A 20,792-nucleotide genomic window follows, 5' to 3' on the forward strand; every position below is an offset into this window, starting at 1 on the left:
TTCGAGTCGGGTTTTGTTTTCGTGTATTATCATTCATTTGATTGAATAGTCATAAATGTGCCTTGCACAGGCACCCGAACAATTCGAACAACTTGATGCAATGCTGCATCAAAACTGAATGAGGCTTTTAAATTCTAAAAGTCATATCAACTCGAGAGCATGTTCCTCATAGGATTCGGCAAGGGTTCTACCGTTTCGTTCCTGTACTTGTTCAACGACATGATGGATTGCTTCAATCACATATTCTGGCCGTGGCATTTGGAGACTGTGCCCCTTACGATCACTCGTCTTATGGATACTGTTAGTTGAGCGGGAGGCAAGTTCTTTTTGCATATCGGTCCATTGGGCACCAAAACCTGGGTTATTGACAACAGCAATCGGCAAGTCACCGAACTGGGGATTCTCTCGATTATTTCGTAATTGATTCGCGGCAGCAGCCAAGTGGGGCCATGCACCTCTAAACTCCAATCCGGCTGTCTTGCCGGCAAAGATACGATAAACGTTTCCTTTCCATTGCTTATATTCTTCGGTACTCAACTGTTGTTTATAATAGGAAAGTTCATTTCCAAACATCGGAATGACGCCTAGAACGTCACCGAGGAACCGTGGAATCCCAAATGGAGAGACTAGCCTTACGATTTTTAGCATAACACCAATGGCGGCAAAGCCCTGTTTGAACTTTGCATCTTCCTTGAGAGACTCGTGCGTAGAATCCAAGAACACGAGACCGGCCACCTGATTCGGATATTTCAAAGCATAAAGCCGGGCAATCAGCCCTCCTAAGGAATGACCGACAAGCACATAAGGACCGCGGGCTCCAGTTGCATCCAACATGCTGTGTAGTTCTTTGATGGTATGTTCGGGCATTGGGGCGGGACCGGGGTCACTTGAGCCCATACCTGCACGATCATAGGTGATGACCCTCGTAAACCCGGATACTTCCTTGCTAATATGCATCCATGAATAAGAGCTGTCACCTGCCCCGTGAATGATGACGACAGTAGGTGCACCTTGGCCATCATCCGTCAGATGGACATGATAATCGCCGACATCAATCATTTTACCGGGGTAGGTCCTTTTTGCGTCCCTCCGCCGTGAAAGAAGTTCGTATATGAATCCTAGTAAAAGTAAACTTGCCAATACAAATATGCCAACTTCCATCTTTTTCCCTGCTTTCCTCAATGATTTCAATTCATTAACAACTTATTCGTCTCTATATCAAGAATTTCCTTTTATTCGTAGGGAGTGAGTCGTCAGAGGAATAGTTTTCCCTTGAGCTCGGTAAACAGATGAAGTAACAGCTCCATTCCTTTGCTTTTTTCATCTATAATGAAATTTCTGAATTGCTGGACATAACGTGATGCAAAAGGCACAATAAGGAGGGAAATCGTGCAGACAAAAGGGGGAAATACAGATGCAGTCGAAAGCAATAAGCAAGCCTACTATCATGATTTTGGGAACGTTTCACATGGGTACCACTGCAGACATGATTGAAGTAGAAAAGGACAGCATGCTGTCAACACAAAGGCAGAAAGAGATCGAAGAGGTGGTCGGCTGTTTAAAAGATTTCAAGCCTACGAAAATCGCTTTGGAAATTGAGAAGAAGAAAAATGGTCCCATCAATGAGGAATTCATGCGCTATTTAAAGGGCGACTATCAGTTGCAAGAGGACGAAATCGACCAGATCGGATACAGGTTGGCAAAAGAAATGGGGCATCAGGAAGTTTACGCCGTGGATTGGATGGAACAAGGTGCTTGTCTAAGAGAGATTGGAGAAGTTGCTGAATGGGCGAAAGAGCATCAGCCCAAGTTGTATGAAGAATTATTCGGGCCGTTGTACCAGCTTGAGCTCACAACAGCCGGAAAGAGTGTCAATGATCTGCTCCTTTATTACAATCAGCCGGAAGTAGTCGAACAACTCCATCGCAGCTATGTGAATATGGCGCGCATCAAAGAAGCCGAACAATATGTCGGCATGGACTGGCTGATCTGGTGGTATCAGCGAAATCTCATTCTTTTTTCAAATCTATCGGACTTGGCCACTACTCCAGAGGACCGGATTCTATTCATCGTCGGCGGCTCGCATGTCAGGATCGTCGAGAACTTCGCAAAGGAGAGTGGGCTTTTCGAAACTGTGCCCGTGCAGTCATATCTACAATAATCCCATGAACGCTCGCATCCTTCAACTGGACGCGAGCGTTTCAGTGCATATGGATTGGAACTCTTTCCAATCATGAATTTCATACGTGGGCTTAGCCAAGCCGTTATTCTCTTTTCGATTCGGATTATACCAGCATGTGTCGATGCCGTAGTTATTGCCCCCGCGAATATCCGACGAGAGTGAGTCCCCGACCATCAAGACACGTGATTTGTCTTTAATTTGCAGCTGCTTGAATACATGCTCGAAAATTTCAGGCTGTGGCTTTTGGTGACCGATCTCTTCAGATGTGAAAATCGCTTCAAAAGTATCGGCTAGACCGGAAGCGGCAATACGAGCTAATTGAACTTCTTTAAAGCCGTTCGTCAAAACCGCAATCCTTGCTCCCTTCAGAGAATGAAGCATGGATGCTACCCCGTCGATTAAGTGGACTTCTTTCCCTAAATAATCAAGATACATTTGGCCGAACTGCTCTGCATCCATTTCAAGACCATGCTCAAGAAACAATCGTCTGAATCGCTCCGTTTTCAGCTCCGCAAGCGTTATCCTGCCTTGCTCCAAATCTTCCCAAAGCACCGTGCTGACTGCCCGGTACGTGTCCCTGAAGTCCGCTAATGCGTTTGGTAAACCGTGTGTTGTGAACACATTCGTGAACGCATGTTTTTCCGTTTCCCCGAAATCCATTAACGTATCATCTAAATCGAACAAAAACACATCATATCTCATTCTCACATCTCCTGACTGACGTAGCTGTACTGTCAGTATAACACCAGATATACGGGAGATGTAACTATAGGAAATATAGGTGCCTGTGCAAAAAACAATTCAGATTATGCACTACAATTGCATAGGAATAATAGACGCCCCACGTGTAATGGAGTTAGGTGTTCTGGTTTCGGCATATTCATGCGTTAGGGTGAATAGTCATAATTGCACCATGCACAGGCACCCAAACAATTCCCAAACAATTCACCTAAACAATTAAACAATTATGCATATGGGGGCCTTCTGACAAAAGATTGTGATATAATATATGAGGTTATTATTAACAGAAAAGGTGTGTTCCTAGCTCGCGTCTTGTCTTGTTTTGACGCCTAAGAAGGAGCGTCTACATCCTTTCTGCAAAACTAGGGTATAAGGATGATAAAAATGAGCAACGGAGAAACAAAATCAGACGTCATCTTAATTGGCGCCGGAATCATGAGTGCAACTTTGGGAACAATGTTGAAAGAATTGGCACCGGACTGGAAAATCACAGTATTTGAGAAGCTCCCGGGCGCAGGAGAAGAAAGCTCCAATGAGTGGAATAATGCAGGGACTGGACATGCTGCACTATGCGAGCTCAACTACACAAATGAAAAGCCGGACGGCACGTTAGATATTAGTAAGGCAATAAAAGTCAACGAACAGTTTCAGCTTTCGATGCAGTTTTGGTCTTATCTTGTAAACAATAAACTGATTAGTAACCCAGAAGACTTCATTATGCCATTGCCTCACATGAGCTATGTGAATGGGAGAGACAACGTTGAGTTTCTGAAAAAGCGTTTTGAAGCGCTTTCCAATAATCCGCTGTTCGAAGGAATGGAATTCTCTGATGACCCTGAGCAGTTGAAGGAATGGCTTCCGCTCATGATGAAAGACAGGAACGTGAATGAACCGATTGCAGCTACAAAGATTGATACAGGAACGGACGTCAACTTTGGCGCTTTGACACGCATGTTATTTGACCATTTGAAGAATAGTAATGTTAATATAAACTATAACCACAGTGTGAATCATTTGAAACGCACAACTGATGGTTTATGGGAATTGAAAGTGAAAAATCTTGAAAGTGGGGCTGTTGAACGCCATACCGCGAAATTCGTCTTTATCGGCGCTGGCGGAGGAAGTTTACATCTCTTGCAAAAATCTGGTATTCCGGAAGGAAAGCATATTGGAGGCTTCCCGGTAAGCGGTCTCTTCCTAGTGTGTAAAAATCCTGAAGTTGTTGAACAGCACCACGCGAAAGTTTACGGAAAAGCTTCGGTAGGCGCGCCGCCGATGTCTGTTCCGCATCTGGATACAAGATATATAGATAATCAAAAATCATTGTTATTCGGACCTTTCGCCGGCTTCTCTCCGAAGTTCCTGAAAACGGGTTCCAATATGGATCTCATCACATCCGTGAAACCGAGCAACGTCTTTACGATGTTGGCGGCAGGTGCGAAGGAAATGTCATTGACGAAATACTTGATTCAGCAACTGATGTTATCGAAGGAACAGCGGATAGAGGAATTGCGCGGCTTCATCCCGAGCGCGAAAAGCGAGGATTGGGATACCGTCGTAGCTGGCCAACGCGTCCAAGTTATCAAAGACACGGAAGCGGGCGGCAAAGGTACGCTGCAATTCGGTACAGAAGTTGTCAATGCAGCAGACGGCTCGATCGCTGCATTGCTCGGCGCCTCACCAGGAGCTTCCACTGCCGTTCATGTCATGCTGGAAATTCTGAATAGATGTTTCCCGCAACAGGTGAAAGAGTGGGAACCGAAAATTAAAGAAATGATACCTTCTTATGGTGTATCGCTCGTTAACAATCCGGATCTCCTTAAGGAAATCCATGCGACAACTGCGCAAGCGCTAGGTCTTGTGGACCAGAAAGACGAACCGGAATCTTCGAATGAAGAAACAGAGTCATTGGTAGAAGAGTCTGTTGTTGTTGAAACCGGGGATACCGAACAAGACCCAGCCCTTGGAGTAGATAGGGAAGTGCTTAACGTGGATGACACGTTGGTTGTAGAAGAAGAGCCAAGTAAAAAAGAATAAACTACGAAAGCTGACTCGGAATCGTACCGTAGTCAGCTTTTTTACTTGTTCAGAATGTATAGCGCGCCACTTGTTCGCCGCTAATAAGTAGCCCTTCGATTTCTTTAAACCCCATCTTTTCATAAATGCGTATTGCATGTTCATTTGCCGGTTCATAAGAAAGCGTGATCGTTTGATGGCAATCTTCTTTAATGGACTGAATATCATCAATTACAAGCTGAATCGCTTCTTTTCCATACCCTTTTCCCTGATGTTTTTGGTCGATCATCATTCGGTAAATCCAGTATTCATGATCGTCTTCATCGATTCCGTAAAGCGCAAATCCAATCATTTCCTCGCCAAGGTAAATCCCTTTGGCGTGGAAGTTTTCAAGGAAATTCAACTGGGCAAGCGAAACCGAGTTTGACGCGACGAAATTCACTTGATCTTCCCGGACGCGAAGCGAAATGGCTTTCACCCAATTGTCCTTCGTAATTGATTCCAAATGCAGCATGATCATCTCCCCTTTGCTAAATTATAATCGATGATTTGGCCGCCTTGGAAGTCTAATTTTTAAAAACAGGGAAATTTCTAAAAACCATAGGAGCTAATGAGGAATTACCAATAATAGTATGAAAATGATAATATGACAACCTAGGCAGATTAGGCTATAATAGTAAGCGTCGCAATCACCCTTCAAATCGTGCAAAGGGGATTTTTTTATGATTACATTACATAATATCAGTAAAAGTTATTCGTGTTTTCAGGCGATTAATTCTGTATCCCTATCGGTCGGCAGAGGGGAAATCCACGGTATTATCGGGGCGAGTGGCGCAGGAAAGTCGACACTGCTTCGAGTCATGAATCTCTTGGAAAAGCCAGACGAAGGCGAAGTGGAAATTAATGGTCAAATTTTAACGAAGTTAAGCAGAAAAGACCTTCGCCAAGCAAGAAAATCAATTGGAATGATTTTTCAGCATTTTAATTTAGTGGCGAATAAAACCGTATCTGACAACGTGGCGGTCTCGTTGGAATTGGCGAAGTTTCCTCGGAAAGTACGCCCTTCCCGCGTCGAGGAATGTCTTCAGTTTGTTGGGCTTTCGAATTATATGGACAAGTACCCTGCCCAATTGAGCGGCGGGCAAAAGCAACGCGTAGCAATCGCCAGGGCATTAGCGAATAATCCGCAGGTTTTGCTATGCGATGAACCGACGTCCTCGCTCGATCCGAATACGTCTGGAGAGATTCTAACTGTGTTGCAAAACATTAACCGGAGCTTCGGTGTGACGATTGTCATTGTCAGCCATGAGATGGAAGTGATTAAAAGTATCTGCAACCGCGTCACGGTCATGAGTGAAGGACAAGTGTACGATACGGTTTCCATCCAGCCGAAAGGGATTGGAATGATGAACAACAGCCCGAAGTTCTTTGTGGATCAGCTGACAAAGGACGGTGACGTGGGTCATGCCTGACGTTTTACTTCAATATGAAGCGGAAATTTGGAGTTCGATAGGGGAGACCTTCATAATGGTCGGGGTTTCAATTGCTGCAGCCGTGTTAGTTGGGCTTCCCGTTGGCACATTGCTCTTTTTGTGCAGGAAAGGGCAGATTTTCGAAAACCGAATCATCTTTTCAATATTGAATTTATTGGTGAATATCATCCGTTCATTCCCGTTCCTATTGCTTGTCGTTTTTCTTATCCCGTTCACAAGGATGCTCATTGGAACGGCCATCGGAACGACGGCCGCTACCGTGCCGCTATCGATCATTGCCATTGCGCATTATTCCCGTCTCGTTGAACAATCGCTACTCGACGTGCCGAAAGGGGTAATGGAGGCGGCAATTGCGATGGGGGCTTCGGTCAGGCAAGTCATCTTTAAATTCTTATACGTCGAGGCCCGCTCAGGACTCGTTTTAGGATTAACGACGTCAATCATCAGTTTCATATCGTATTCAACGATAATGGGTGTCGTCGGAGGCGGGGGCATCGGAGACTTTGCAATCCGGTATGGTTACCAGCAGTTCAAAACGGATTTAATGATGTACATGATTATCATAATGGTCATACTGGTGCAGCTCATCCAATTTACCGGAACGACTGTATCGAGAATGATAGATAAACGATAACAGGAGGATACAACATGAGAAAACTATTGATGCTGTCGGCATTGCTGATGATTATATTGGCAGGCTGCGGCAAGGATAAAGCAGCGGATACCCCTGCTAAAGTAGAAGAAAAAAATGAAGCAGTAACGTTGAAGGTCGCTTCGTTGATTCCACCGATGACGGAAATTCTTGAGCTTGTGAAACCGAAGCTTGCTGAGGAAGGAATCGATCTTGAAGTAGTTGTATTAGGCGACAATGTCCAACCGAACAGTGCGCTTGCCGCAAAAGAAGTGGATGCGAACTTCTTCCAGCACGTTCCGTATATGGAGGAATTCAACCGTAATAATAATGCAAACTTAGTTCCGATTACACCAATCTACTTTGCGAATTATGGTGTTTATTCCAAAGACTACGCCTCAATTGATGAACTGCCGGAAGGTGCGGTCATCGCCATGGCGAACGATGTATCCAATATCGACCGTTCGTTGTCATTACTTGCCCAGCATGACGTCATTACGTTAGGTGAAAAGAAAGACACATATTATACAAAAGCGGATATTACCGACAATCCGAAAAACTACAAATTTGAAGAAGTCGATTTGCTGATGCTAGCTCGTATGTATGATGATGCGGACGCGGTTGTTATGACGCCTGCCTACGCGGCTCCGCTCGGCTTGACGCCGAAGAGCGATGCATTGCTTACAGAAGGAGTCGAAAATGACTTTGCGATCACGTTAATCGCACGTGAAGACAATAAAGACTGGGAGCCGATTCAAAAGTTGGCTGACGCGATGACAAGCCCGGAAGTACGCAAGTTTCTAGAAGAGAACTACGACGAAACCGCCATTCCGGCGTTTGAATAAAAAATGGGAAGAGCCATTCAGGTTGTGTTTGCAACTTGAATGGCTCTTTTTATTTATCGGTTGAAGATATCGATCATTTCCTGGTGTATATCGGTCAATTTCAAATAGTTATCGGTCAGTTGCGGTGAGTTATCGGTCACTTCTCGAAAGTTATCGGTCATTTGCCAAGAGTTATCGTCATTTCGGGGCTTTAGATCCATCCGAATCGCATGAAAAAGCCATGCCCATTTTCAAACGGGCATGGCTTCCAGTTGTTCATCGCTTAAGTTTGTCCTCTTCGACAATATGAGTTGGTTCTTGTTGCAAATAATACGCGCCCTTTGTCAGTATCGCGATGATGACCGTCAAAATAGCAGCGAGTATTGCAGCAAAAAACGCGGCTGTCGATTGGAGAAATAATCCCATATAACCGAGTGCGGCAACTGTGCCGATTACACTTGAAACGAGAAGTGAAACAACACCGACCGGATTCCACTTATACAAATACTCTTGTGTGGCAACATAATAATTCGGTCCGATTTTCAACCATTTTTTTACGACTAGCGCATCCGTCACCAAGATGGACGCCCAGGAGAACAGGAAGACTCCTTGGAATGTCATAACCGTAGCAAGATGGTCTACAATGCCGCCGAGCATTAGAGCAATCGCCGTCAATGCGGATACAACGACCCAAAATCGTCGGCCGGGGGTGAAACGGAAGATGTTTTCAAAGAAGTTTGATAAGGAGAGTGAACTACTATAAATATTTGTGACATTAATACGTAATTGCGTCAACATGGTAAATAACGCACCGCCGATTCCGAGCAGCAGTACAATATAAACGCCTGGATCCGACTCCAAATAACGGACGCCAAACCAGATTCCTAGTCCTCCCATAACGCCATAACAAAAAATTTGAGGAATAAACCCGATTGCTAAAGATCCAATTTTGATATCTTTAGGGCGTAGAAAACGGGCATAATCAGAAGCGAGAAGAGCGGTCAAGCCCATAATCCCATTGTGCATACCGATACAGAACAGCAGCGCGGTACCGCCTAGCTGGACTCCTTCTGGCATGTAAGAGAAAACAGGACCCGTATAAATAGCAGGTTTGATAAACGAAATGACAATTGCAGTGATCAAAAAGAGGATAAAAATCGGTAATGACCATTTTTGCAGCTTGTCCAGTTGTTGAATTCCAAACCAATTAAGAGGAATAACAATGAGTCCAAATACGAGGATTAAAACCCATTTTGGAAAGGAGGGTAGAAAATGATGTACAGCTGATATCAGAATCAGACCTTCAAAAGCACAATACATAATAAAATTTGACGCGTAGATGAGTGATGTCAAAGATGCTCCAATATAGCCGAAGCCGCCGCCCCTCGATAGGAGGTTCACATTCATGCCGGTTTTCGCAGATAGGTACACAATGACTGTACCGAGTATACCCGCCACGATAATCGCGTAGCCTGCGGATAGTAGGGCATTGGGTGCCCCGAATTGGAGTGCCATAACACTTCCCATTTGAAAGTAAAAAATCGCTGTAGCGATGCCGAACGTAATGTTCGTTATGCTAAGCCAGCCAGCTTTTCGTTCCTCGCGAGGTACACGGTCCAAAGAATAATCCCGAACGACCTCTTCTCCTGTGTCTTGTTGCAAAGTAGTAGTTTGTTCTGTTGTCATAAATTCCAGCTCCTTATTTGAATCGCTCACTCCTTTAGCCCTTAGGCTTATTTTTGATCAAACTTCTTTTAAATTAATGCTCACCCCTCCATTTTATCAAAAAGTAATAAAAAAAACAAAGTATTATGCTTGGCGGAGCCACGAATTACTACGTATATTTCATTAAAAGACCGATAACCCTTTGCTAAAAAACTATAGAATGGCAAATTTTATTTTAATGAACGGACGATGAAGAAAGCCATCGATCCGAAAATGATAACAAGGAAGATAGGCAAAAAGGCCATGCCGAGTGAGTCTATTTTTCCCAGAGCAACTTGCTCGGTGCTGTAAGTGAGAAATATGAAAAGCAGGACACATTCATTTTTCAGTACATTCATCAGCAGCCGTGAATTTTTGTATTGGAACTCAATATTGTTCTCGTTTAACTTCATATAATTATGCCATTCGGGATGCCTCTCCAAAAATGTCATGAAAACAGCTAAGATGGCGGCAATGATGGGCAGCAGGATGAGTTCCCATTTCGATCCCCACCGATTTATTTCTCCCGCACTATTATAGTGGGCAGGCACTTGATCAGGAAGCTGGCTCCAAATGACAATTGTATAAATGAGGACAGCTAAATAGACAATTGTCGTTAGAGCGTCCAACAGTTTTTCGAAAAACGTTTTCGGAATGTCCAAGACAGGTTTATTGTTCATGTTACACACTCCTTTTATGCCTTCATTTACGTATAGTCATTCGTCATTCTCGAAAGTTTCATCGGTTCGGACCCTATTGGTTATTTTTGGCGTTGTTCGGCATGTATGAAAATCCTCGTTTAGCAAAAGATAATGATAATTGTTTATAGAGGAGGAATAATGTATGGGAGCGCTTCGACGTATTGCATTGGCATTGGTTATTATAGGAGCATTAAATTGGGGACTAATCGCTTTTTTCCAATTTGACTTGGTTGCTTCGTTATTTGGCGGGCAGGATGCATTTATGTCAAGGGTGGTTTATGCCCTTGTAGCAATTGGCGGATTGATTTGTTTGGGTCTTTTATTCAAACCGGACGAGGAAATCGTTGAGACTCGTAGCCGCACTTCCGCCCCGGCCTATACGGAGTTCGGAGAAGAACCGGATTTCACGAAGGAACGGAAGTTATCTGATAAAGACGAACAATAACAAGAGTGACAGCGAACCCGCGAAAGTGGGCAGCTGTCACTCTTCTTTATCTTCCTCAGCAACCTCCTCGATTTTTTCCATTTGTTCCTGAACTTCTTCCTCCACGTCCGTAGTGGCGGGAATGATAGGCTCGTTGTTGTAATCAGTACGTTTCCCATAACGTATCAGTTCGTATAAGATCATTCCGTTGTTCGGTTTTCCGTTCACGGTGAACATCGGCACAGTATCTAACAGCACATAGTAGAACACATAAAATATGAAGCGTTCCCAAAAGGTCCGAAAATCTGCCAAGAAACCATTCGCCAACAATGTATTGATGGCAAAAGCCACCGCAAGATTAATGAGGATTGGCCCGGCGTAAATGCAAATATATGCGAACTTGTTATCCCTTTTTAAGGAATCAAAAGAAAACCAACTATATAAGTGATAATATCTTCGAATGTCGAAGATGCCGATCTTTTTAAAACGCGGTCCCGATCCGATCGTCAGCCTTGGATTCTTGACGCCGAAAATGGCACTTATGATGAAATATCCGGCTTCCCTTATGAACGTGACGACTGGTAGGATGATGAAGACAGAGATGATCAACGAAACTAAATCTGAAAGTCCAAACATAGCAGCCCCTTCTCTTCAATCAAAAATTATTTTACCGCCTCTACTCAACCTACCCAAAGGAGGGCGAGTTGAATCTTTGCCTGACGAGCAGGAATCTGTATGTGCTCTGGCGAACCTTCTTATAGGCTAGTGAGACAGAAGGAGAATGAACGAATGAATTTATTTAACCGGATTGAGAAGGAACACGAGTATTGGCTTGTTGATCAAGTGAAATTGGACGGTGTATCCAAGCAGGAGTATATAGAAGATTTTAGAAGTTTACTCGGCGAGTGGCGAGAAAAGAAGGTTGAGTATTTATCCCTTTTAATGGATGCCGAATATGAGGAATGGTTGTTGGAGCTGGGTTTCCGCAAGATCTCAACGATTGTTGAATATACCCGGGCATTAGAGGAAAGTTTTGCGGAAGAGCCTCAAATTACAACGGAGATGTTAGCAGCTGGAGGCATGGCAGATTCGGATTTTGCGCAGCTGTATGAGTCATGCCGCAGCGGTTCTGCAAATAAAAATAACCTGTTCACAATCGAGCAGGTGATGGAATCCCTTGAAAATGAATTCGGACCTGAATGGAGGGCATCTTGCTTCATCTTCCGGAAATCAGGTGAGCCAGTTGGAATAAGCATCCCCATTATCGAGCAAGGAACTGTCGATGAGGGGCGTCTGTTTTATTTCGGAGTTGTACCTGAATGGAGAGGGAAAGGGTATGGCACTTTGTTTCACCGGATTTCGCTAAACGTGCTGAGGGAGATTGGTGCGACGACATACGTTGGTAGCACCGATGAAGCAAATTATCATATGGTTGGTATTTTTAAGCACAACGGCTGTGTGTTAAGGGACAGGAAAGGGATATACCGGATAGATAGATAAAACGTGCACACGCTAGGCAGATGGAGTTCTCGTTTAATTGCTAGCGCTCATTTTGTTCATAAGCTTCGATACTCATGACGGCCATGTTGCCGTGCCCATTTTGGTTAGAAAAAAAGGCTCTCCAGTTTCATGGACTAATTTGGATATGTCTGCAAAGTGGTTACGAAGATTTGATATAGGTCTAATATACGGCATACTAAAACTAAAATATTTAACTCCTAGACGATATGCCACGGGAAATAATTGATAAAAAACTGTCGGTCATTGTTAGACGACCGACAGTTGGACTAATAATTATAACTCTACTTCGATGTCTTCAAAATAGATTTTCTTCGCACCATCAGGCGTGCTCACAGTCGCAAACGGGTGAAATATAAGTTTAGTCGCCAGCGGATCAATGTTATGGATGGTCGCGCTCCATTGCAAATCCTCCCGAGTCCTGGCGCCACCATCGGTAAACCCGCCGTTATAAGGAACTTCGTATTCATTCCCCAGATCATCTGTCGCTTTCAGCTCCGCCTCGACAGCCGTCCAGTCATCCTCGAGCAATGCAGGGTCGACCAATTGTTGATAGTAAATATTGAAGGTTAATGGTGTCTTTCTCACTTCCTTGAATAAGATAGCTACACCATCTTTTTCGACTTGCTTATTCAAAGTCAGCACTTCGGGTTCGATCAAAGGCAAGGAGAAGTTTAACTTCCAGTCGCCTTTCACCTCTTTTTTATCGCCAAATAGCATTTCTGGCACCCAGTTAATATCCACCTCATCGGGTGTATCAAAAAACTGGGGAGTGATGGTTATAATGCCTGCGTAACCTAATCCCTTCACCTTCTCAAAGGAGGCACCGGCATTTCCAGCGGACTCGCCCTCAACGGAAGGCCAGCCGTTAAAAAATAAGGTTGAGCCATAATTTTTAGTCGTTTGTACCGTCACTGCCAAAGTGATTGTCGTCCCATCGAAGACTCCTTGGTCGATATTGATTAAAACGCCTTTATCTTCCGCAGTCCTGCCGACGTCAGTCGCAAGCTGTCCGAACTCCTTATATGCGGGTTTACTCGTTGAACCGAAATAGTCGAATACATTCCCGATGACCGGCAGTTGGCTTATCATATTCGCCATCGCTGGATTCAACAGTATCGTCCCGCCTAAAATGCTAATTGCCAATGTGGCTGCAAGTACATATCCAGCAAGCTTTTTGCCAGTCCTTTTACGGGATGGGGCATTCGATTTAAATGAATTCTCAATGATCGAATCCAGCTTCTCACTAGGTACAGGAATGGAATCCATTGTGTCTTCAATAATTTTCGTTTCGTCTTTCATCCATATAAACCCCCTTCAATTTTGTTTTCAATAGGGCGAGACCCCTATGTAAGTTCGTTTTGACAGTGCCCTCAGGACATCCAAGAATATCCGCAATCTGAATGACCGTTAAATCATGATAAAAGCGCAAAACGAGAACGGAGCTGTACTTTTCATCCAATTCATAAAGGACATTGGTCAAATCCATTCTTTCTTCAATGGTGCCGCTGATCTCAACAACGTCAGGAATTGAATAGCTCTCCATTGGAACAATCTTTTTGTTTTTACGAATCTCCTTCAACGATACATTGATGCAAATCCGTGTTAGCCACGTGCTGAAATATGCCGGATTCCTTAGTTGGTGTATGGATTCAATGACTTCCAATACGGTTTGCTGAAATACTTCCAATGCATCATGTTCATTTTTCATGTAAATGAATGCCATTTTATAAAGCTTTTCTTTCTCTTCTTTCAGAAGCAGCTGCAAGCGTTCTGATCACCTTTGATTGCTTGCTTAACAAGTCTTTCATTTTTCGGCATGGAATCACCACCTTCTATAGATTAGGTGAACGGGATGGATGAAACGTTTCAAGTTTATTAATTGGCGTAGTTATTGGAAGAAGAGTGAAGTTAATTTATGCAGGGCTTGCCATTACTGGCGAATAAAAACAAGAAAAATGGTGATCCACAAGTCCTGAAATAACGATAACTTAACAGGATTGACCGATAACTTTCGAGAAGTGACCGATAACTATTTAAAAGTGACCGATATCCAGAAAGCCCCGCCGGCCAACGTACCTGAAACTTTAAAACGCATGAAAAAGCCCTCAGTCTCAATGACCAAGGGCAAAATCTTACTTCGTATAGTTATCAAAATATCCTTGAATGAACACGATCGGAGTACCTTTATCCCCGCTGCCTGAAGTCAGGTCGGACAGTGATCCGATGAGATCAGTCAGTTTCCGCGGAGTTGTCCCTTGGGATTCCATGGAACCGACGAGATCCTCTTCTTTGTTCTCAATGAATTCATTGATCGCTTTTTTCAATTCTTCGCCTCGGAGGTCAGCGAAGTTGTTGTCTGCAAGATATTTCAATTTGATTTCGTTCGGTGTACCTGCGAGGCCTTCTGTGTAGGCAGGTGACACGACAGGATCTGCGAGCTCCCAGATTTTGCCGACCGGGTCTTTGAAAGCGCCATCGCCATACACCATGACTTCAACCGTTTTCCCGGTCTTTTCCTTTAATGAAGCTTGGATTGTGTCGACGACCGGCTGGCAATTGCGCGGGAACAGTTTTACGCTGTCTTCCGTCGCCTTATTGGAGCCGAGCAGTCCGTATGCTTCGTTAAACCCGCTGCCATCGACCGATTCAGCAAGGATATTATCAAGGCTATAGATCTTTTCGCCGCCATTTGCTTTCAAGATGCGTTTTGTTCTCTCGCGTGTATGGATATCGCAAGTGAGCACGTCTTTTGTGTAATCAAGAATCGTCTTCGCGTTGTTAGAGAAGATGACTTCACATTCAATGCCGTATTCTTCAACGATTGATTTATAATACTCGATGTAATCGATACCAGTAAATGTATGTTTTTTGTATCCGAAATGATTGCGGAATTCTCGTTCATTCAACACGTCCGTCCAAGGGTTCACGCCTTTTTCGTCGAGCGTGTCAATATCGACAAGGTGATTGCCGACTTCATCGGATGGATAGCTGAGCATCAAAACGATTTTCTTCGCAGCACCTTTCGCGATTCCGCGGAGACAGATTGCAAACCGGTTGCGGCTTAGAATCGGGAAAATGACGCCGATTGTGCTGTCGCCGAACTTAGAAGCAACGTCTCTTGAGATATGATCGACTGTCGCGTAATTGTCTTGAGCGCGAGCTACGATGGATTCCGTAATTGTGACGATATCTCTGTCATTGATGGCAAATCCTTCGACTTCCGCCGCTTTCAATACACTATCCACGACGATTTCTTCTATATTGTCCCCTTTATTAATGATCGGGCAACGAAGACCTCTAACAACCGTTCCAACTACTCTTTCCAATGTTATCGCTCCTTATCGGTATAACTTAACTGACGATCTACTTGTACTATACTACCGGATAATGGTATAAGTAAAATTAATAGTTCTAATGATGGGTATAAGGGATGGTTATATGGTAAGTAAATTAGATTTGTATCGTATTTTTAGTGTTGTTGGGAGAAACGAAAGCTTTTCAGGCGCCGCAAAGGAACTCTTCATGACCCAGCCAGCCATTAGTCAATCGATTATGCAGCTGGAACGTGAGCTTGACACACGGCTTTTCAACCGGACGCCTAAAGGAGTCACGCTGACGAATGAAGGAAGCCTTCTTTTGGAGTATGTTAATTCGGCCATCAATTTAATCGGAATCGGGGAAGAAAAGATTGCCGAGTTTAAAAATCTGACGACCGGTGAACTGCGGATCGGCGTTGGAGACACGATTTCGAAGTACTTTCTTCTGCCTCAGCTGGAAGCCTTCCGTGCTCGTTACCCGAATATCAAATTGAAAATCGAGAATGGAACGACGGATGAGCTTATTGCATTCCTGAAATCGGGGGAAGTCGATATCGTGGTCTGTAATTTGCCAGTCGCAGACCCAACCTTGAACGTGATGCCTACCATGGACATCCACGATACGTTCGTCTATGGAGATAAATACAGGAAGCTGCTCGCCCGGCCGGTCGGTTTTCAGGAACTTGCCAAACTGCCGCTCATTTTTCTTGAGCCAAGTTCGAATTCGAGGAAATATGTTGAAGAGCATTTTTTAGCAAAAGGTGTGAGGATTTCACCCGAATTCGAGTTGGGCTCCCATGATCTCGTTGTAGAGTTCGCCAGAATGAATATGGGGATTGCTTGTGTCACAAGAGAGTTTACAAAAGACTATTTGGAAAGCGGAGCACTTCATGAAGTCCAACTGACCGAACAGATCCCGCATCGAAGCATCGGCGTTTGTTCCTTGAAAAGCGTGCCGCTGTCACCGGCATCGACGAGATTTTGGGAACTGTTGGTAGGGGAATGAAATGGCAGTAGTGGCCATTTATGCGTCATTATGTTCGTTTATGCGCTATTTGCAAGAGTTATGAGCCTTTATTTCCATATATGCGTGTTTGGACAGATTTATGCGTATATAATTGGATTTATGCGCGCTTATCATATTTTATGCGTTTCTGGCACGGTGATTTAAATAAAGGGGGATCAATACAATGTTTGTTTTTAAAATTGATGAAAACATCGAGCTGCGTTTATTGGAAGTTAGACATGCCGAGCAGCTATTTCAATTGACCGATCAATCAAGGGAAAGTCTTCGCGAATGGCTCCCTTGGCTAGATTTCACAAGAACAGTTGCGGATTCGAAGAACTTCATCGGTGGAACTTTGTTGCAGTTCAGCAGAAATGATGGCTTCCAGGCGGGCGTTTGGTACAATGGGGAGCTCGCTGGTGTGATCGGCTTGCACGGCATTAATTGGTCTAACAAATCAACATCGATAGGCTATTGGCTAGGGTCCGGCTTCGAAGGGAAAGGCTTGATGACGAAAGCTTGCCAGGCAGTTGTCGACTATTGCTTCAATGAATTAGAGCTGAACCGGATTGAAATCCGTACGGCGACTGAAAATGTGAAAAGCGCAGCGATTCCGAAGCGACTGGGATTCAAGCAGGAAGGCCGTTTGCAACAGGCGGAGTGGCTGTATGATAAATTCGTTGATCATTATGTGTTTGGATTGGTGAAAGTGGATTAAAAAAGCGGAGGACAAGCGATGTCCTCCGCTTTCGTTCTCAGATTTCGATGATAAATGGAAGAATCATCGGTTTTCTTCTTGTCCGGGTGTAGAGCAGCTTCTCGACCGCCTTCCGAATGGCATGTTTCAAGTCATTTTGCCGGTATCGAGTAGATGGTTTTGCATCTTTAATTGTTGAAATAACTAACTGGTTTACTTCTTTGTAAAGCTCATTTGCGTCGCGTTCATAGACGAAGCCGCGTGAGATCGTGTCCGGATCCGATATGATTCGACCATCCGCTTTGCTCATGGAAACGATGATGATAAGCATCCCTTCTTCGGAAAGCAGTTTCCGATCGCGCAAGACGACCCTTCCGACATCCCCGATGCCTAGACCGTCCACAAAGACATTCCCCGCTTCTACATTTCCCGTTTGGCGTGCGATTCCATTTTGGATATCCACTACATCGCCGTTATTCAGAATGAAAATATTTTCACTATCCACACCGACCGACTCCGCCATTTCCCGATGGAGCTGCAACATTCGATATTCACCGTGGATCGGGATGAAATAGGTTGGCTTCATTAACGACAGCATCAGCTTTAACTCTTCTCGGTAAGCATGTCCGGAAACATGCATGCCGGTTGTGCCGCCGGATCCATATACGACGTTAGCCCCTAGACGGTAAAGGTTATCGATGATGCGTGACACGCTTTTTTCATTCCCAGGAATCGGGCTGGATGCAAAAATGACGGTATCTCCCGGCAGTACTGATACTTGGCGGAAGTTATTGCTGGAGAGGCGTGAAAGTGCAGCCATCGGTTCGCCTTGGCTGCCTGTACAGATGATCACTACGTTTTCGGGATTCATCTGATCGACTTCCTGCGGTTCAATCAACATCCCATCAGGCACTTTCAAATAACCAAGATCTGCGGCGACCGATACGACATTGACCATGCTTCTGCCAAGCAGAGCGATCTTCCGGTTCGTCATCTGTGCAGCTTCAATAATTTGCTGTACACGATGGACATTCGAAGCGAATGTCGAGATGAAAATCTTTTGGTCGGCTTCCCGGAATGCGTCTACGATGTGTTTGCCGACAACCCGTTCGGATTGCGAAAAGCCAGGACGTTCTGCATTCGTGCTCTCTGATAATAAAAGCAGGACACCCTTTTTCCCGAGTTCGGCCATCTTATGAAGATCCGCATACTCATCATTCACTGGCGTCAGGTCAAATTTGAAATCACCCGTGTGTACGACTGTTCCTTCAGGCGTTTCAAATGCGATGCCAAGACAATCAGGTATGCTGTGATTTGTTCTGAAGAAGGAGGCCGTCATTGTACCGAGATCGATAGTGGAATCCCCGTCAATTAAAGCGAGCTTCGTGTCCCGCAGAAGTCCATGCTCTTTTAATCTCAACTCGATCAGTCCGAGTGTCAGCCGCGTCGCAAAGACAGGGACGTTCATTTGTTTCAGGAAATACGGAATGCCTCCGATATGATCCTCATGCCCATGCGTGACAATAAGTGCCCGCACGTTTTCCTGGTGTTCCTTCAAATAGCTAATGTCCTGAATGATCAAATCAACGCCCAGTAAATTCTCATCCGGAAATTTCGAACCACAATCGATGACAACGATATCGTCTGCATATTGAATAACATACATATTTTTTCCGATTTCATTGATGCCGCCTAAAGCAAAAACCGCTAATTTTGTGTCCACATCGATGTCCTCCCACACTGGTATTCAAAATGAAAAAGGGCTGCCTTGTCGTTACGACAGAGACAGCCTTTACTCCGAAAGTAGGATTCGAACCTACGGCCTATCGGTTAACAGCCGATTGCTCCACCGCTGAGCTATTTCGGAAGGATAATATCAAGTAATCCTATATTGTGCAGGATGCGGATTGATTATTCATGGGAAATTAAAAAATCGCGTGATAATAAACCACCTCCATGTGACAATGGAGGTGAATTGCTTATTCAAGTAATTTGCTTTGCAGGCAATCCGTCCATACCAATGGAAGGTTTCTTTGTATCCGGGAGAGAGGATTCTTGGGCATCCATCACTTCAGAAGCGATGGTTTTTCCTAGTACGTACAACTCTGTTTCTTCCTGTGACAAACTGTTATAACGTTTTCGCATGGAAGCATAGAAGACACCACCGATAACCGTCCATGCGAGCAGCAAAATATAGGAAGGCATGGACAATGCTGCAGGGGAAACAGGAATCAGAAGGAGAGCGAGGAAAGCGGAACTTGCCATAATGCCGATTAGAGCCAAGGCCTTTTTTACGGGTGCAATTTCCCTGCCGGCATCTTCTTGCTTCCACGCTACTACTTTATATGCAGCCAGACATGTGAATAGATAAGCAACGGATACGCCTGTCGATGACATATCTACAATCCATGACAACGCCTGCCGACCGAACCAGGGCATTGGCAGCGTGATGAGCGCTACAAACCAGATTCCCCATATCGGTGTTTGTTTTTCCTTCGTAATCGTGCGGAATACATTCGGCAAAGCACGGGCGCGCGCCATTGAAAATAGCAGACGGCTTGCGGACATATAAAAACCGTTGAGCCCAGTGAAAATCCCCATGATAATAGCTATTGCCATGACAATTAATCCACCTGCTCCAAGAGCGGAAACAACGATATCCCCGGTCAACCAGAGATTTCCTTGCCCGATGGCCGATAAATCCGGGAATGTCCAGGCAGTCAACCCAATCATGATGGCGTAGATCAATGCCGAAGTGAATAGGGATGCCACAATGAGCATTGTTGCCTTCCGAGGGGAGAAGTTGAATTCCTCCGCTGCTTGCGGAACGTTATCAAATCCTACATAGGCCCATGGCGCGATTGCCACAATCACAAGAATGGAAGTGAGTATGGATTGCTTCCCGCTGAAGTAAGGCTTTAAGTTCTGGAAGGGCTGGTCTGCCACTCCTAAGGTGAATAAGCCTAGGATGACTACACCGCCGATCAGTATAAGACTGAAATAAAATTGAATTCTTCCCGATAGGCTTGTACCTGTTGTGTTAATGAACGCAAATAATAGGATTAGTGCCGATGCGATGATGATTTCTGGCGCGTAGACGTCCCAACCGGCGACTGAGTAAAGATAATATCGGTTCATGAAATCAGGGGCGAGAAACTTTAGTAATAAAGTAAAGGCGGATGCATTTAACGCGACAATTGAAAGATAGCCGAGCGACAGGAACCAGCCGCATATGAAAGCCCATACCTTTCCTGCAGCAATGAATGCATATGTGAATCCTCCGCCTGACACGGGGAATTTCTTAATCATGACACCGTAGCTTGAAGCGATTACCATCATAAGCAAGGCGCCTATGAAAAGGCCGATCATCGCACCGAGCGGGCCGGACTCTCTGATCCAATCGCCGGGTAGGATGAATGCCCCCCAACCGACCGATGAGCCAAGTGCAATGGCAAACACCCAAGACGGCTTCAATGTCTTTTTCAACTTTCTCCTGCGATTAGATAGTTCTGAAGTTTCCATAATCATGCCCCCT

General features: G+C 44.7%; 20 protein-coding genes and 1 tRNA gene. 9 read left to right on the plus strand and 12 right to left on the minus strand.

The window, feature by feature from the left end; all coding sequences use genetic code 11:
- Positions 1-141 precede the first annotated feature (141 nt).
- Positions 142-1,161: an alpha/beta fold hydrolase gene (locus M3193_RS10660; RefSeq protein WP_251627445.1), complete on the minus strand. Its 1,020-nt coding sequence runs from the start codon at positions 1,159-1,161 to the stop codon at positions 142-144.
- Between the two features lie 253 nt (positions 1,162-1,414).
- Here M3193_RS10660 and M3193_RS10665 point away from each other — a divergent pair, with 253 nt between their 5' ends.
- Positions 1,415-2,161: a DUF5694 domain-containing protein gene (locus M3193_RS10665; RefSeq protein ID WP_251627447.1), complete on the plus strand. Its 747-nt coding sequence runs from the start codon at positions 1,415-1,417 to the stop codon at positions 2,159-2,161.
- Positions 2,162-2,182: 21 nt separating this feature from the next.
- On the opposite strand, the gene M3193_RS10670 is transcribed toward M3193_RS10665, so the two are convergent.
- A complete protein-coding gene (locus M3193_RS10670) occupies positions 2,183-2,884 on the minus strand; it encodes a YjjG family noncanonical pyrimidine nucleotidase (protein ID WP_251627449.1) in 702 nt (233 codons plus the stop codon).
- Positions 2,885-3,307: 423 nt separating this feature from the next.
- Here M3193_RS10670 and M3193_RS10675 point away from each other — a divergent pair, with 423 nt between their 5' ends.
- On the plus strand, positions 3,308-4,960 hold the full coding sequence (locus M3193_RS10675; protein ID WP_251627451.1) for a malate:quinone oxidoreductase: 1,653 nt from the start codon (positions 3,308-3,310) through the stop codon (positions 4,958-4,960).
- A 49-nt stretch (positions 4,961-5,009) separates the two neighbouring features.
- Here M3193_RS10675 and M3193_RS10680 read toward each other — a convergent pair whose 3' ends face one another.
- A complete protein-coding gene (locus tag M3193_RS10680; RefSeq protein ID WP_251627452.1) occupies positions 5,010-5,453 on the minus strand; it encodes a GNAT family N-acetyltransferase in 444 nt (147 codons plus the stop codon).
- A gap of 208 nt (positions 5,454-5,661) precedes the next feature.
- Between M3193_RS10680 and M3193_RS10685 the strand changes: the two genes are divergently transcribed.
- From M3193_RS10685 to M3193_RS10695, 3 genes are read left to right on the plus strand one after another with little or no spacing between them, the layout of a single operon-like run.
- On the plus strand, positions 5,662-6,411 hold the full coding sequence (locus tag M3193_RS10685; protein ID WP_251627454.1) for a methionine ABC transporter ATP-binding protein: 750 nt from the start codon (positions 5,662-5,664) through the stop codon (positions 6,409-6,411).
- Complete coding sequence (locus tag M3193_RS10690) at positions 6,404-7,066, plus strand: methionine ABC transporter permease (RefSeq protein ID WP_251627456.1); 663 nt, start codon at positions 6,404-6,406, stop codon at positions 7,064-7,066. The genes M3193_RS10685 and M3193_RS10690 overlap by 8 nt, the downstream gene beginning before the upstream one ends.
- A gap of 14 nt (positions 7,067-7,080) precedes the next feature.
- Positions 7,081-7,908, plus strand: coding sequence for a MetQ/NlpA family ABC transporter substrate-binding protein (locus tag M3193_RS10695; protein ID WP_251627459.1), 828 nt, complete (start codon positions 7,081-7,083; stop codon positions 7,906-7,908).
- Between the two features lie 255 nt (positions 7,909-8,163).
- On the opposite strand, the gene M3193_RS10700 is transcribed toward M3193_RS10695, so the two are convergent.
- The gene (locus M3193_RS10700; RefSeq protein WP_251627461.1) at positions 8,164-9,573 is read right to left on the minus strand and encodes a purine-cytosine permease family protein; all 1,410 of its coding nucleotides are present in this window, start codon (positions 9,571-9,573) and stop codon (positions 8,164-8,166) included.
- A 209-nt stretch (positions 9,574-9,782) separates the two neighbouring features.
- Complete coding sequence (locus M3193_RS10705) at positions 9,783-10,271, minus strand: DUF1648 domain-containing protein (RefSeq protein WP_251627462.1); 489 nt, start codon at positions 10,269-10,271, stop codon at positions 9,783-9,785.
- Between the two features lie 163 nt (positions 10,272-10,434).
- On the opposite strand from M3193_RS10705, the gene M3193_RS10710 reads away from it, so the two are divergent.
- Positions 10,435-10,737: a DUF378 domain-containing protein gene (locus M3193_RS10710; RefSeq protein ID WP_251627464.1), complete on the plus strand. Its 303-nt coding sequence runs from the start codon at positions 10,435-10,437 to the stop codon at positions 10,735-10,737.
- Positions 10,738-10,773: 36 nt separating this feature from the next.
- Here the strand turns inward: M3193_RS10710 and M3193_RS10715 are convergent, their stop codons facing one another.
- On the minus strand, positions 10,774-11,352 hold the full coding sequence (locus M3193_RS10715; protein WP_251627467.1) for a hypothetical protein: 579 nt from the start codon (positions 11,350-11,352) through the stop codon (positions 10,774-10,776).
- A 153-nt stretch (positions 11,353-11,505) separates the two neighbouring features.
- Between M3193_RS10715 and M3193_RS10720 the strand changes: the two genes are divergently transcribed.
- On the plus strand, positions 11,506-12,216 hold the full coding sequence (locus M3193_RS10720) for a GNAT family N-acetyltransferase (protein ID WP_251627469.1): 711 nt from the start codon (positions 11,506-11,508) through the stop codon (positions 12,214-12,216).
- A gap of 294 nt (positions 12,217-12,510) precedes the next feature.
- Here M3193_RS10720 and M3193_RS10725 read toward each other — a convergent pair whose 3' ends face one another.
- From M3193_RS10725 to M3193_RS10735, 3 genes are all read right to left on the minus strand, one after another.
- The gene (locus tag M3193_RS10725) at positions 12,511-13,536 is read right to left on the minus strand and encodes a DUF4179 domain-containing protein (RefSeq protein WP_251627471.1); all 1,026 of its coding nucleotides are present in this window, start codon (positions 13,534-13,536) and stop codon (positions 12,511-12,513) included.
- The gene (locus M3193_RS10730) at positions 13,511-14,002 is read right to left on the minus strand and encodes a sigma-70 family RNA polymerase sigma factor (RefSeq protein ID WP_251627473.1); all 492 of its coding nucleotides are present in this window, start codon (positions 14,000-14,002) and stop codon (positions 13,511-13,513) included. The genes M3193_RS10725 and M3193_RS10730 overlap by 26 nt, the downstream gene beginning before the upstream one ends.
- A 367-nt stretch (positions 14,003-14,369) precedes the next feature.
- Entirely contained in the window at positions 14,370-15,563 is a 1,194-nt protein-coding gene (locus tag M3193_RS10735) for a coenzyme F420-0:L-glutamate ligase (protein WP_251627475.1), read from the minus strand.
- A 112-nt stretch (positions 15,564-15,675) separates the two neighbouring features.
- Between M3193_RS10735 and M3193_RS10740 the strand changes: the two genes are divergently transcribed.
- Positions 15,676-16,560: a LysR family transcriptional regulator gene (locus M3193_RS10740; RefSeq protein WP_251627477.1), complete on the plus strand. Its 885-nt coding sequence runs from the start codon at positions 15,676-15,678 to the stop codon at positions 16,558-16,560.
- 184 nt (positions 16,561-16,744) lie between these two features.
- Positions 16,745-17,278 (plus strand): GNAT family N-acetyltransferase, encoded by a 534-nt coding sequence (locus tag M3193_RS10745; RefSeq protein WP_251627479.1) that lies wholly within the window; start codon positions 16,745-16,747, stop codon positions 17,276-17,278.
- A gap of 37 nt (positions 17,279-17,315) precedes the next feature.
- Here M3193_RS10745 and M3193_RS10750 read toward each other — a convergent pair whose 3' ends face one another.
- From M3193_RS10750 to M3193_RS10760, 3 genes are all read right to left on the minus strand, one after another.
- Positions 17,316-18,923, minus strand: a complete 1,608-nt coding sequence (locus M3193_RS10750; RefSeq protein WP_251628264.1) for a ribonuclease J — start codon at positions 18,921-18,923, stop codon at positions 17,316-17,318.
- Between the two features lie 129 nt (positions 18,924-19,052).
- Positions 19,053-19,124 (minus strand) — tRNA-Asn (locus tag M3193_RS10755).
- A 116-nt stretch (positions 19,125-19,240) separates the two neighbouring features.
- Entirely contained in the window at positions 19,241-20,779 is a 1,539-nt protein-coding gene (locus M3193_RS10760; RefSeq protein ID WP_251627481.1) for an APC family permease, read from the minus strand.
- Positions 20,780-20,792 lie beyond the last annotated feature (13 nt).

This window comes from Sporosarcina luteola (assembly GCF_023715585.1).
GTDB lineage: Bacteria > Bacillota > Bacilli > Bacillales_A > Planococcaceae > Sporosarcina > Sporosarcina luteola_D.

Bases quoted from the DNA above. Each gene is read 5' to 3' on its own strand.
- M3193_RS10660 (WP_251627445.1), bottom strand. From the start codon at position 1,161: ATGGAAGTTGGCATATTTGTATTGGCAAGTTTACTTTTACTAGGATTC.
- M3193_RS10665 (WP_251627447.1), top strand. From the start codon at position 1,415: ATGCAGTCGAAAGCAATAAGCAAGCCTACTATCATGATTTTGGGAACG.
- M3193_RS10670 (WP_251627449.1), bottom strand. From the start codon at position 2,884: ATGAGATATGATGTGTTTTTGTTCGATTTAGATGATACGTTAATGGAT.
- M3193_RS10675 (WP_251627451.1), top strand. From the start codon at position 3,308: ATGAGCAACGGAGAAACAAAATCAGACGTCATCTTAATTGGCGCCGGA.
- M3193_RS10680 (WP_251627452.1), bottom strand. From the start codon at position 5,453: ATGCTGCATTTGGAATCAATTACGAAGGACAATTGGGTGAAAGCCATT.
- M3193_RS10685 (WP_251627454.1), top strand. From the start codon at position 5,662: ATGATTACATTACATAATATCAGTAAAAGTTATTCGTGTTTTCAGGCG.
- M3193_RS10690 (WP_251627456.1), top strand. From the start codon at position 6,404: ATGCCTGACGTTTTACTTCAATATGAAGCGGAAATTTGGAGTTCGATA.
- M3193_RS10695 (WP_251627459.1), top strand. From the start codon at position 7,081: ATGAGAAAACTATTGATGCTGTCGGCATTGCTGATGATTATATTGGCA.
- M3193_RS10700 (WP_251627461.1), bottom strand. From the start codon at position 9,573: ATGACAACAGAACAAACTACTACTTTGCAACAAGACACAGGAGAAGAG.
- M3193_RS10705 (WP_251627462.1), bottom strand. From the start codon at position 10,271: ATGAACAATAAACCTGTCTTGGACATTCCGAAAACGTTTTTCGAAAAA.
- M3193_RS10710 (WP_251627464.1), top strand. From the start codon at position 10,435: ATGGGAGCGCTTCGACGTATTGCATTGGCATTGGTTATTATAGGAGCA.
- M3193_RS10715 (WP_251627467.1), bottom strand. From the start codon at position 11,352: ATGTTTGGACTTTCAGATTTAGTTTCGTTGATCATCTCTGTCTTCATC.
- M3193_RS10720 (WP_251627469.1), top strand. From the start codon at position 11,506: ATGAATTTATTTAACCGGATTGAGAAGGAACACGAGTATTGGCTTGTT.
- M3193_RS10725 (WP_251627471.1), bottom strand. From the start codon at position 13,536: ATGAAAGACGAAACGAAAATTATTGAAGACACAATGGATTCCATTCCT.
- M3193_RS10740 (WP_251627477.1), top strand. From the start codon at position 15,676: ATGGTAAGTAAATTAGATTTGTATCGTATTTTTAGTGTTGTTGGGAGA.
- M3193_RS10745 (WP_251627479.1), top strand. From the start codon at position 16,745: ATGTTTGTTTTTAAAATTGATGAAAACATCGAGCTGCGTTTATTGGAA.
- M3193_RS10750 (WP_251628264.1), bottom strand. From the start codon at position 18,923: ATGTATGTTATTCAATATGCAGACGATATCGTTGTCATCGATTGTGGT.
- M3193_RS10760 (WP_251627481.1), bottom strand. From the start codon at position 20,779: ATGGAAACTTCAGAACTATCTAATCGCAGGAGAAAGTTGAAAAAGACA.